1 pseudogene is annotated in these 240 nt (G+C 65.8%); it reads left to right on the forward strand.

Going from position 1 to position 240, the window contains the following annotated elements:
* Positions 1-240 (forward strand): annotated as a pseudogene (locus KVT28_RS26515) (DUF1176 domain-containing protein); the annotation flags it as partial.

The following is a 240-nucleotide window of genomic DNA, read 5'->3' on the forward strand; positions in this document are numbered from 1 at the left end:
TCAGCGGGCGCTGCGCCTGGGTGAAGGGTGGCGTCCGCGTGCAGTGGGATGTACCGCCGCACCCAGCGTTGCCGGCGTTCCCTTCGCCATTCCCCCCGCCGCCGCCGCTGACGCAGGAAGAGACCAGCGGTTTAATTGATTTTGGTACCTGGCGGGTGAATACCGATAGCTGCTCGCTCGATCCACTGCGGCGTGAAGTGAGGGTGTCGCCGCTGACCGACAGCAAAGCGCTGCTGCTGC

Origin of the sequence: Pantoea sp. GbtcB22 (assembly GCF_019091025.1) — a bacterium.
GTDB lineage: Bacteria > Pseudomonadota > Gammaproteobacteria > Enterobacterales > Enterobacteriaceae > Pantoea > Pantoea leporis.